A 12410-nucleotide genomic window follows, 5' to 3' on the forward strand; every position below is an offset into this window, starting at 1 on the left:
GGTGTTGGTGTTGCGTTATCCCCGTGAAATCGTGGAAGAGGTTCGTTTGCAAAACGACATCGTTGAGGTAATCTCTCAGTATGTGCCATTGAAAAGAAAGGGAAATTCTTATTTCGGACTCTGCCCGTTTCACAATGAAAAAACGCCATCCTTTTCCGTCAACAGCGAGAAACAATTTTATTATTGCTTTGGATGCGGTGCTGCAGGAAATGTTTTTGGTTTTATCATGGAAATGGAAAACTGTGATTTTCCGGAAGCTATGAAAAAACTGGCAGACCGTGCACATATTACCCTGCCGGAACCGGAAAAAAGCGGGCAGGTCTTGGCGGCGGAGCAATTAAAGGCGAAACTGTTTGAGATTCATAGTGTTGCGGGGCGGTTTTATTATGATATTTTGCAAAGTGAAGAAGGAGCCGAAGCACGCAGCTATATGGAAAGAAGAAAGTTGCAGCCGGCGGTCAGCCGAAAATTCGGTTTAGGCTATGCGCCGGAGCGCCGAGGTGCTTTGCTGGAGTATTTAAAAGAAAAAGGATACGCCATCAATGATATGCTGAAAAGTGGTTTAGTCATTGAAAATAAGGATAAAAACGGATATCATGATCGCTTTCGTGGCAGGCTTATGTTTCCTATATTCGATCCCCAAGGCAGAGTTGTTGGTTTTGGAGGACGAATCATTAAAAAGGGAGAGCCAAAATACTTAAATTCACCGGAAACAATTTTGTTTAGTAAAAGCAGAAATCTTTACGGCCTAAATTTTGCCAAGGCAGCCCGAAAGAAGGAACTGATATTGGTAGAAGGCTATATGGATATGATTTCTCTTTATCAAGCCGGGTTTCATAATGTGGTGGCAGCTTTGGGGACAGCTTTTAATCAAGATCATGCCCGAACATTAAAAAAGTTCGCCGAGGACATTATTCTACTGTATGACAGTGATGAGGCGGGAACCAATGCTGCATTAAGGGCCATTCCTGTTTTAACTGCAAATGGTTTTCGTGTTCGGGTGACCCAAGTGCCTGATGGAAAGGATCCCGACGAATTTATCAAGCAAAACGGTGCCTTAGAATTTTCAAAGTTATTGATAAATGCAGTGCATTATATTTCTTTTGAAATAGCCTGTATTCACAAAAAGTATAATTTGAAAAACCCTGAGCATAGGGTACGCTTTGCCACAGAGGCGGCAGACATTCTTTCAAAGTTGGATAACGCCATTGAAAGGAATGTATACGCAGGTGAGGTGAGCCGCATGACAGGGGTGGAAGAGGCAGCAATACGAAGTGAAATTGATAAGCGCGTGCAAAAAGAGGAGGATGCTTTTCAAAAAGAGGCCGAAAAGAGACGACAAATGAATCAAAAAGCAAGTAATGTGGAACACCATAGGGAAAAGGGACTCAGAGAGGCTCAAAGAAGTATCTTGTACTATTGTGCGTCGGAACAAAAAATTTATGAAAAGTTAGTAAGCGTTTTAGAGAAAGAGGATTTTACCGAAGAACTCTATTTTCGGGTTTTTCAGGCAATTGGCCAATTATGGCGGGATAGCGGCAGTGTTTTTCCCGCAGAACTGGTAAGTTTTTTTGAAAATGGAGCCGAGCAAAAGCCTGTAACGGAGATTTTCGCAATCCAACTTTCCGCCCAAAGTAAGGAAGATTTACAAAAGGCGATAAATGAAGCGGTAAAACTACTGAAACGGACGAAAATTGACAAGTTTACGGCTGCCGCCACCACAGTGGAAGAAATACAAAGGCTGGTGGAAGCCAAAAGAATGCTGGATTCCCTGTATATTACCATCTAAGATGGTTAGACTATAAGAGCAGAGAAAGGAAGGATTGCGTTGAAATCCGTCGAAGAAACTACGTTGTTGACCCGTTTAGAGGAACTGGTGCAGCATGGAAAAAAGAAAAAGGGTGTATTAGAATATAAAGAGATCATGGATCATTTGGCGGATTTGGACCTTGACCCCGACCGAATTGAACGTATTTATGAGTATCTGGAATCTCAAGGAATTGATGTTTTAGGTAACATAGAAGCGGAAGAGGAGATTGAAAAGGATCTGGATCTGACATTACCCGAGGGCATCAATATTGACGATCCCGTTCGTATGTATTTAAAGGAAATCGGTAAGGTTCCCCTGTTAAGTGCAGATGAGGAAGTTGATCTTGCCCAGCGTATGGAAGATGGCGATGAGGAAGCAAAGAAGAAGCTTGCCGAAGCCAACCTGCGTTTGGTTGTCAGCATTGCAAAGCGCTATGTGGGTAGAGGGATGCTGTTCTTGGATCTCATTCAGGAAGGGAATCTGGGGTTAATTAAGGCAGTCGAAAAGTTTGATTACCATAAAGGATATAAATTCAGTACCTATGCAACCTGGTGGATTAGACAGGCGATTACCCGTGCCATTGCCGATCAGGCAAGAACCATCCGTATTCCCGTGCATATGGTAGAAACAATCAACAAATTGATTCGTATTTCCAGACAGCTCTTGCAGGAGTTGGGGCGTGAACCAACGGCAGAAGAACTGGCAGTGGAAATGCAGATGTCCGAGGATAAGGTTCGTGAAATTATGAAAATTGCCCAGGAGCCGGTTTCTTTGGAGACTCCCATCGGTGAGGAAGAGGACAGTCATTTGGGAGATTTTATACCCGATGATGATATTCCTGCTCCTGCGGAAGCGGCAGCCTTCACATTGCTGAAAGAACAGCTCATTGAGGTGCTGGATACACTGACTGATAGAGAAGAAAAGGTATTGCGTTTGCGTTTTGGTTTGGATGATGGACGAGCAAGAACCTTGGAAGAGGTAGGAAAAGAATTTAACGTTACCCGTGAACGTATTCGCCAGATTGAGGCAAAGGCACTTAGAAAGCTGCGTCATCCCAGCCGCAGTAAAAAATTGAAAGACTATTTGGAATAATTATAAGTGTTCAATGGATAAATGTTTTTAAGCATTGTTTTGTCTCTGAATATAGAAATAAGAAATCGCCATTCGGCTTCCTTAATGGAACCGGAGGGCGTTTTTTATTAAGGGTATGATTCTTATAATAATTTGGATGGAAAAAGGACAGGCTGCTCATTTCAAAATTTGCAACATGTCCGATTCCCATTTTTATTGGAAGGGTTATTTGGGCAAAAGTTAAGTAGTATTATTTATATTATTGATTCGTGCTATATGTTCCATAAATTTCGGCTTTTGGGAATTTGAATAAACAAATTATGATGCCGAGCAGGGTGATGATACTACGAATGGATATAATAAAAAGTTCTTTTCCGCTTTTTGTCATCTGACTTTTTTGGCGTACTGGTCTAGGCTATATGTAATGGAAGCACCGCCTGTCTGATAACTGGTTTTTAAATTTAATTTAAAACAAAATAATTTTCTTGCTGCAAAAAATATTAAGTGGTACACATGTAATATCCATAAATTTACATATATCATATATTAAAACGTTTGCTATGTCAATATTATTAAATAATTTTTTATAATATAATATTTAATATTCATGTGTCTTGCAGAATTTGAAGAATCTGATGAGTTCTCCCAACAATTCAAATTTGTTGCGTAAGAGGAATGATATATATAGGGTTTTTATTCCAAAAAAACGGGGAGATAGTTTATTGAAATTACCTATACGTAACACAATTTCTGTTCCAAAGACTGAATAAAGTCCCTTCTTTCATTGCTTTAAAGAGGATGCTGTGATATATTTTTATAAAAAGGTGAAGACTACAGAAAAAATTAAATATTTTATTTTAAAATGGTCTGCAATGTGCAAGAAAAGATTTATTTTACAGTTTTTTGGAAAATCGTTGTATAGCTGGAACGATGGGAATAAACTTTGACATAGAAAGGAAAAATATATGGATATATCAAAAAGACTGCAGGCTGTTGCAGCTTTGGTTTCCTATACCGTTGTGGCGGATATTGGAACGGATCACGGTTATGTACCTATATACCTACATAGAATAGGGAAGATTAGGAAAGCTTTTGCCTGTGATGTGCGAATGGGGCCATTGGAAAAAGCAAGGGAGAATATTCTTTTGCACAAAGCCCAAGATTTTATTGAACCCAGACTGGGCAGCGGCCTTATGCCTATACAACCTGGGGAGGCGGAAACGGCAGTAATTGCAGGTATGGGCGGTATGCTTACAGTACGAATATTAAAGGATAGTCCAGAGGTTGTGGCAACTTTAAAAGAGCTGATTTTGGCGCCACAGCATGATGTGGATGCAGTGCGCCGTTTTTTGCATACCATTGGATTTTCTATTGAATCAGAGATGATGATGAAGGAAGATGGAAAATATTATAATATTATGCGTTGTATTCCGGGAGAAGAAAAATATCAGCGGGAAATTGATTATTTATATGGAAAAAGATTATTGGCACAAAAGAACCCCTTACTAAAAGAATTATTAACCACCGAAGAGAAAAAATATCGTTTGGTGGAGCAAAGGTTGCTGGAAAGCTCCACCGAAAACGCCAAAGAGCGTTTGGTGCAGGTAAGAGAGAAATTGAGATTCATGAGGGAGGCTTTGACATGCTTGTAACAGTGAAGGATATTGTGGCATTTATGGAGGGTGTTGCACCCCATGATTTAGCGGAAAGCTGGGATAATACGGGGCTTGCTATAGGCGATCCCCACCAAGAAGTAAAGAAGGTTTTAATTGCTTTGGATGCCATAGATTCTGTGATAGATGAAGCCATTGAAATTGGCGCAGATTTAATACTAACCCATCACCCCATGCTGCTCTTTAAGAAGATAAATAGCATTACAAAAAGCGACGCCCTAGGTAAGCGGATTTATAAATTGATTGAAAATAAAGTGGCTGCCCTTTCTGCTCATACCAATTTAGATGTTGCAAAAGGGGGCACCAATGATGTTTTGGCGAAGATGATCGGCCTTACCAATGTGGAAATTCTCCAGGAAACATGGTCAGAAAATCTAAAAAAAATTGTAACCTATGTACCGGAAAGCCACTTAGATGTGGTGCGTGAAGCTATGTGTACGGCAGGTGGCGGGCATATTGGTGGATACTCTCATTGTACCTTCCAAACGACAGGAGAGGGTACTTTTTTACCCTTGGATGGGACATCTCCCTATATTGGTTCACAAGGAGTTTTAGAAAAAACTTCGGAGGTGCGATTGGAAACCATTGCCCCAGAAGGAAGGGTAGAAAAAATCATGGAAGCAATGATAGATGTTCACCCTTATGAGGAAGTGGCTTACGATATTTATCCCGTGGAGCAGAAAGGCGGGAAAGAAGGCATTGGCCGCATTGGGGACTTAAAAAAGCCTATGATTTTCTCTGAGTTTGCAGTATTATTAAAGGAAAAACTTGCCTTGGGGCAGTTGATTCGCCTTGTAGGTGATCCCAACCGGATGATTCAACGTATAGGTCTTTGCACCGGAAGTGGCGTGGAATACATGGCATCTGCAAAAAAACAGGGCGCAGATCTTTATTTAACAGGGGATTTAAAATTTCATGAAGCCCAAAGAGCCTTGGAGATGGGACTTTGTGTTGGAGATATTACCCATTATGCCAGCGAAGTACTTATTGTACCTGTGTTACAGGAGGCATTATGCAAGGAAGTGAAAGAAAAGGGCTGGGAATTAGAAGTGGCATGTTCAAAGATAAATGGGCAGACATTCTGGTCAATTTGATGGAATAGGAGGAGTTGTTTTGGAGCAAATGCAGATTAATGTTATGGGAAAAGATGTTATGGTGGAAGAAGGTATTACTTACGGAGCATTGGCGGAAAGTTTTGAGGGATATTGTTTAGGCTGTATTATGGTGGCAAAGCAAGGAAATCGACTGAGAGAATTACACAATAAAATTCATGATGATACCCCTGTTTCTTTTCTGGATATCTCCCATGAAGAAGGAATGCGGGTATATCACAGAGGGGTGTCTTTTTTACTGGTAAAAGCAATTTATGATTTATTTGGGAAAGATGCATCGTTGATTATTGAACATTCATTAAAAGGAAACTTATATTGTGAAATTGCCAAACCGAAGGTCACAATGGATGATGATTTATTGGGCAAAATAAAAGAAAAAATGGATGAGTATACAAGGGCTGATTTAACAATTGTTAAGCACACTTTCCGAAAGGATAAAGCCATTGAAATTATGAAAAACCAATGTATGTTTGATAAGGTAGAATTGCTCCGTTTCCGTCGTGCTTCCAATGTCAATTTGTATGAAATAGAAGGTTTCTTTGACTATTTTTATGGATATATGCCTGTTTCAACAGGAGCGCTAAATGTATTTCAGCTCACGCTGCATGAAAATGGGTTTATGATTCAAATGCCTGAGGCAAACAATCCAAATATAATTGAGCCGCCGTTGCAGCTTAAAAAAATCAGTGCAGTTTATATGGAGCAGATGAAATGGTGCCAACTTATGGGTGTTGCAAATGTGGCTGATTTAAATAATACTTTGGTAAGGGGAGAGTTTGGCGACTTAATACGAATTAATGAAGCTCTCCATGAAAAGAAAATTGCTCAGATTGCAGATCAGATTTTTCATAAAATAGATCAAGTAAAAATGGTTTTAATTGCAGGACCATCTTCATCGGGGAAGACCTCTTTTGCAAACCGTTTATGCATTCAGCTTCGGGCTTTAGGGGTTCGTCCTCATAAAATTTCCTTAGATGATTATTTTGTAAATCGTGAGTTTACCCCTGTAGATGAGCTTGGAAATAAAAATTTCGAGAGTATTGATGCATTGGATTTGAAGCAATTAAACGAGGATTTAAAAAGGATTATTGCAGGGGATAGAGTGGAAATTCCCACCTTTAACTTTGTGAGCGGAACCCGGGAATATAGAGGCAATTATATTCAGCTGGATAAAGATGAAATTTTAGTTATTGAGGGAATTCACGGTTTAAATGGCAGATTGACTTCAGAAATTCCCGACGAAAATAAGTTTAAAATTTTTATTAATGCAATTACCCAGTTAAATATTGATGACCATAATAGAATTTCTACTTCTGATAGTCGTTTGATTCGTCGAATGGTTCGTGATAATCAATTTAGAGGCAGAGACGGTGCTGCTACCATTGAGTCTTGGAATATGGTAAAGAAGGGGGAAGAGGAGAATATTTTCCCATATCAGGAAAATGCGGATGCGATTTTTAATTCCGCCACAATATATGAGTTAAGTGTTCTAAAGCAATATGCTGAGCCGCTGTTATTTGCCATTGACCCTTCCAAGCCGGAGTATATCACTGCAAAACGTTTAATCAAATTTTTAGGATATTTTCTGGCTGCGCCCGGAACTGAAATACCCAATAATTCCCTCATTAAGGAATTTGTTGGAGGAAGCTGTTTCAAGGTTTGACAATAGAAAAAGGATGTCGTATAATGGTGTTCGTGAGTAAGCTGGATGGTCGCGCCCCATAAAGGTGAGGAAAGTCCGGGCTTCGCAGAGCAGGGTGCCGGTTAACAACCGGTGGAGGCGACTCTAAGGAAAGTGCAACAGAAATAAACCGCCTGTTTTTACAGGTAAGGATGGAAAGGTGGGGTAAGAGCCCACCGCTCTTCTGGTAACAGGGGAGGCTCTGTAAACCCCACCCGAAGCAAGACGAAAAGAAACGATAGGGCTGCTCGTCCTGTTTCTATAAATGTCGCATGATGCTGTTGGCAACAACAGACCAAGATAGATGGCTGTCCACGACAGAACCCGGCTTACATGGCTTGCTCACGATACTTTAACAAGTTATCCCCTAGAATCATTGATTTTAGGGGATTTTTTACGTTTGATTGTCAAATGTAAAAATTACTTATTATATCGTTTTTACAAGATATAATGCCGGGTTCCTTATATGAAATACTCATTTTTTGCTATATTAGATTTTCTTCATTATACTGAGGTTTGGGTGAAATGGCAATATAGAATATTAACGAAAAAATTTTAAACTTGTTAAAAGAAAAAGCCTAAAGATTAGTTAATATATAATCTTTAGGCTTTTGTATAAAATTAAGCAACGTCTTGAAGACAATCTCTTAGATCATCTACATTAAAATGTAAGTAGAGTTCCAGCTCAGCTACGCTGGAGTGTCCTGTGAAACGGATTATCTTTTCCGGTTCTGTCTTGTTTGCTAGCATACTCATGACAAATGAATGTCTAAAAATATGAGATGATAGACCCTGTTCTTCAATACCTATGTATTTAAGGACTCTCTTTATGGTATTGTTAAATGCGGTAATATTTTGAATTAGATTATAATCCGTGCAGACACTAAAATAAAATGGATATTCCAAAAACGGTCATTAAAGAATAAACTTAAATTTTGCTAATTTTGAGGGTCATTTCTAAAGAAGGTCTTTTTTTACTAAAAAATAAGTTACTTCTGCGTTAGAGTCATTCTTGCTTTTCATGATGATATCCCCAGTTTTATTCGTGAAATAATGATTTAAAATATTCAATTTATCTTGATTAAAATCAAATTTAATTGGTACAAACTCTTGTTTCACATAGTCGAATTTGTAAATAGTATTTTCTTGCGAATTTGTAGTTCCAAAGTATAAATAATCATCTATTTTTCCTATAGAATCTAATACTGAATAACGGCTACTTATGTCTGAACCCAATTCATCCGGAATAATCATAGGTATCAAATCTTTATTACTTTGTATTTGTTCTATTAATATTTGTCCGTTTAAAGTATGAAAAATCAGATTATTTCCAATCGCATACATATCCATTACAGGATCATCACCAATTTTTGATAGTTTACTTGAGATTAACGGTATTTCTGTAAACTCTTCAGAAGATATATTATAGGTTAATATGTGTGTACTCTCGCTGTAATTATCATATTTCAATGTGTATAGAAACATTGCGCCGTCATTTACAGTAATACAGGAAATTACATCTCCGGTCCCATTTTGATACTTACCAGACATAATTTCTTTTTGAGAAGAATTTTGCAGGTTAAACGATGTGACTTTGTAATTTGTACCACTTTCACTTGATGCACTTTCGTCTACTGGAATGATTTCAAATACAAACAAAGTATTATTCTCTACATATGTATTGCAAATAAATGTATTGCCAGTCCATTCATAGAATGCAGAGGTATCCCCTGTAGACAAATTCACCTCAAAAATTTTATTTATGTCATTCTTAAATAAGCAAGGGATATACAGTTTGCCATCATGACTAGATATTCGTCCAGAAATAAATTTGTAGTCTGTGAGATCAAATAACTTTACAGTGGCATCTTCTGCAATGGTATATTTATAAAATTGTATATTTAAAAACTCATTGCTCTTATCCCATTCTTCTACAGAATAAATAATTTGCTTATCATCAAAGAAAAGTATATCTGCTTCATTTGGCAAATTGATTTTTTCTGTATCGGATTTATTTATTACTATGCCCATTGGAGCAGAAGCATCAATTTCTTTTACATTACTTTCCTTTGATGTAGGAACAGTATTTGCTGCGCACCCAGTTAAACATAAAAAGCATAGCATCAGTACCAATAGTTTTTTCATAGTGATAAAATCTCCTTGTCAAATTGAATTAGGCTATCATAAAAGTGAAATTAAGAACATTGGTATCTGACTTCCTGTTATATAAAACTCCAAATTATGACAGCCTATGAAATAAAATTAATATGCCATTTCTTGTGCAAAGTGGTCATTAGTTGCGTTGTATAACTCGGTTAAAGTTACCCAATAGCTTCCGCCTGCTGATGGCCTAACATTTTTAATATTAGGATCGGTTAGTAAAATTTCATCTCCATAGGAATTATATCCGTTTGCGTTCAAAAAGTGTCCATTTGTTTTATACTCCCAGTTTCCGGTTCTTTTAAATCTTAGTCTGCATACGACAGGTGTTTCGTGATCTACAGCATACTCTACCATACGCAGAATTTTGCTTTTGCTTGGCTGAGATATTATAACATAAGTGGAGCCATAATCTTTATTGTCATTAATATATTCAACCATTGGCTCTAAATCACTACCAGCACTAGTTGTACCAATTGCATTAGCTATAGTATTTTGTGAGCTTGAGTATCCATTAATATAATGAAGTGTCTGTTTGACGGTAGCTGGGCCACAATAATAATTCCGCTCCTGAGTGAAAACTTTAACACCTAATGCCCCACCTGATGAAGCAGAACGTGCAACTTTTGATTGTGAGAGTGCACTCAGTTTTTCAATTACGGAGTTATCTTGAATGTTACTACGGCTTGACAATTTATTAGATTTACCATTTAAAATTGCTTGTATATCTGCTTCAGATAATGCACTTTTGGAAACATGTCCAGCATCACCTGAAACAGAAAGTGCAGATGTATCAATTTTAGCTTTAGATTCATTTGCCGTTAGGTCATTTGCAAATGCCATCGTTCCCATTGATGCAATCATTGCTACTGTGAGTACCCCAGTAAATAATTTTTTCGTTTTAAACATAATAATATGCCCCCTTTAAATCTTTTTTGGTTTAACGTTAATGTATAATCGACATCAATTAAATTGTATACTTTTTGCAAATTATGTTTTAATTTAATTCATGCCAACCTTTTAATCTTATTTTTTAAAAACATTGTGCACTTTGTTTTCACCTCTACGGTAGCATGATACTACAAACATAGTCAAGTCTAGAATTTCGACATCTTTTGTCATTTTTAAAATGATTATTTGCTTTTCGACGCAACTTTTATTAAATATATTTATGCCAAAACATCTAAGTTTAAATACGGCTCATGTAAAAGCTTTTAAGATGGTAAATATATTTACCTATGGATAATATTAATTTGCTTAATTTTAACTAAAAAATATTGAAAGTGTTATGAACATAACCAACCTTTAAAACACTAATGTAAGAAATCCGTTAAGTTTGTTAGGTGTGTAGGTTAAGCAACTGTTTTTATACCAAAGTCACAGACTTTACATATATATAAAAAAAATCCTTAATTTATAAAGTTAAAGGATTTTTTATCTTTATTCACTTCAAAACAACCGTATTTTTCTTAATTTTTAATGCACCTATAAACTAAACTGACGTTTGTACTTTACATATCAAATAGGGGGGAATACATACTGCTTATTCGCCCCAATATCCTTCTGATAATTGTGTTACTTTACCTGATACAGCATTTACTGTAACATATTTATTTTCTTTATCTAATTTTATACCATAATAATACTTTCGACTGCAACCTAACAATGATTTTTCGCAATTAAGTACAGGTACAGTGGATTCACTATACGAATAATTGATAAATTCAGCTTTTCTATCCAAGTTCATATATTGTTCTACAAAGCGTTTTCCATCATTATATGTATAATTTGGTATCGTATAATAAATTATTAAAGGTAAAATAAATGAAATTAGAACAATACTAATAATTTTTATCTTTGTTATCTTTGAATAATCCCTGTGCTTTCTAAACAATACCATATAATACCAACAGGGTTGTATTATGAATGGAATAAAAATAGCCACAGAATAGGTTCCTCTATACTCCGTGCCCACTTGAAATCCCCAGTATAATTCCAATAATGATATTGTACTAATACAAATAAGTAATAAAATTTTTGTTTTTATACTATCTGATAATTTCATATAATCCCTCTATTAAGTAATAAAAGCTTGACCACTATAATAATATCATATCATATGATATGATATTATTATAGTTTTTTAGTATCAAATACTACAATATATTGCTACACATCCCCTATATGTAATGTAAATCCTTTAAAACAGCCCCAACTAATATGAATTAGATGGGGCTGTTTTTTGAGCGTTAGGTATCAAATTATATATAGTTCTACTAGATGATCTATAATTCCTCGACTATTCTTCATAAGTAAAATAAAAGAATAGCGATGCTACTATCCAAGCAATAGCCCCTAAATAACACAATCCCGCATCTAAATATATATGAGGCAAATTTAACATATTTAAATATCCAACAAATCTACCAATAAGCCCTCCAAACAAAGGGCTGAATAGTATTGAAATAATTGTTAATGTTCTTATGTCTTTTCTTTTATTTTTCATACCATGCTCCTTTAAAAATTCACTTATAAGATTCTAAATTGAAGATAAGCATATAATTTTTATCCATTATTTGCTCAATTCTGACTATTTTTATTAAGCCAATAAGTTGTATTGAAAATACCAATGTGTTTAATTTTTCTACATTCTATTTTTTCACCAGATGTTTCAATAATTTTCTTCATATCAATGTCATATTCTATCATATATGTGCCGATATTATCAATCTTACCTAACGATTCACTTGATACCTGATAAGATAGTTTTTGAGATTCGAGCTTATCATTATGTCTAATTTGTTGTGTACAGCCTACTAAAATCAGCATTGCAGAAAACAAGGATAAATGCATAAATTTTAAATATATCTTCTTCATGTATTAACTCAGCCCCTTAATACTTA

At 36.3% G+C, this 12410-nt stretch carries 11 protein-coding genes and 1 other RNA gene; 6 read left to right on the plus strand and 6 right to left on the minus strand.

Annotated elements, in window-relative coordinates:
- Position 1: 1 nt before the first annotated feature.
- From dnaG to rnpB, 6 genes are all read left to right on the plus strand, one after another.
- A complete protein-coding gene (dnaG, locus tag P9Q65_RS03290) occupies positions 2-1789 on the plus strand; it encodes a DNA primase (protein WP_304507796.1) in 1788 nt (595 codons plus the stop codon).
- A 39-nt stretch (positions 1790-1828) separates the two neighbouring features.
- Entirely contained in the window at positions 1829-2902 is a 1074-nt protein-coding gene (gene rpoD, locus P9Q65_RS03295; protein WP_304507797.1) for an RNA polymerase sigma factor RpoD, read from the plus strand.
- A gap of 944 nt (positions 2903-3846) precedes the next feature.
- On the plus strand, positions 3847-4533 hold the full coding sequence (locus tag P9Q65_RS03300) for a tRNA (adenine(22)-N(1))-methyltransferase (RefSeq protein WP_304507798.1): 687 nt from the start codon (positions 3847-3849) through the stop codon (positions 4531-4533).
- Positions 4524-5648, plus strand: a complete 1125-nt coding sequence (locus tag P9Q65_RS03305; RefSeq protein ID WP_304507799.1) for a Nif3-like dinuclear metal center hexameric protein — start codon at positions 4524-4526, stop codon at positions 5646-5648. The genes P9Q65_RS03300 and P9Q65_RS03305 overlap by 10 nt, the downstream gene beginning before the upstream one ends.
- A gap of 28 nt (positions 5649-5676) precedes the next feature.
- Complete coding sequence (locus tag P9Q65_RS03310; RefSeq protein WP_304507874.1) at positions 5677-7329, plus strand: nucleoside kinase; 1653 nt, start codon at positions 5677-5679, stop codon at positions 7327-7329.
- 33 nt (positions 7330-7362) lie between these two features.
- Positions 7363-7696, plus strand: an RNA gene (gene rnpB, locus P9Q65_RS03315) — RNase P RNA component class A.
- A gap of 272 nt (positions 7697-7968) precedes the next feature.
- Here rnpB and P9Q65_RS13375 read toward each other — a convergent pair.
- The 6 genes from P9Q65_RS13375 to P9Q65_RS03340 form a co-directional block, all read right to left on the minus strand.
- Positions 7969-8253 carry a tyrosine-type recombinase/integrase gene (locus tag P9Q65_RS13375; RefSeq protein ID WP_442870832.1) on the minus strand — a complete coding sequence of 95 codons (285 nt, stop codon included), beginning with the start codon at positions 8251-8253 and terminating at the stop codon, positions 7969-7971.
- A 51-nt stretch (positions 8254-8304) separates the two neighbouring features.
- The gene (locus tag P9Q65_RS03320; protein ID WP_304507801.1) at positions 8305-9492 is read right to left on the minus strand and encodes a hypothetical protein; all 1188 of its coding nucleotides are present in this window, start codon (positions 9490-9492) and stop codon (positions 8305-8307) included.
- A gap of 117 nt (positions 9493-9609) precedes the next feature.
- Positions 9610-10416, minus strand: coding sequence for a C39 family peptidase (locus P9Q65_RS03325; RefSeq protein WP_304507802.1), 807 nt, complete (start codon positions 10414-10416; stop codon positions 9610-9612).
- Positions 10417-11050: 634 nt separating this feature from the next.
- Positions 11051-11572, minus strand: coding sequence for a hypothetical protein (locus P9Q65_RS03330; protein ID WP_304507804.1), 522 nt, complete (start codon positions 11570-11572; stop codon positions 11051-11053).
- Between the two features lie 234 nt (positions 11573-11806).
- Positions 11807-12013 (minus strand): hypothetical protein, encoded by a 207-nt coding sequence (locus P9Q65_RS03335; protein ID WP_304507806.1) that lies wholly within the window; start codon positions 12011-12013, stop codon positions 11807-11809.
- A gap of 74 nt (positions 12014-12087) precedes the next feature.
- Positions 12088-12384, minus strand: coding sequence for a hypothetical protein (locus tag P9Q65_RS03340; protein ID WP_304507807.1), 297 nt, complete (start codon positions 12382-12384; stop codon positions 12088-12090).
- Between the last annotated feature and the right edge of the window lie 26 nt (positions 12385-12410).

This window comes from Anaerotignum sp., assembly GCF_030625865.1.
Lineage (GTDB): Bacteria > Bacillota > Clostridia > Lachnospirales > Anaerotignaceae > Chakrabartyella.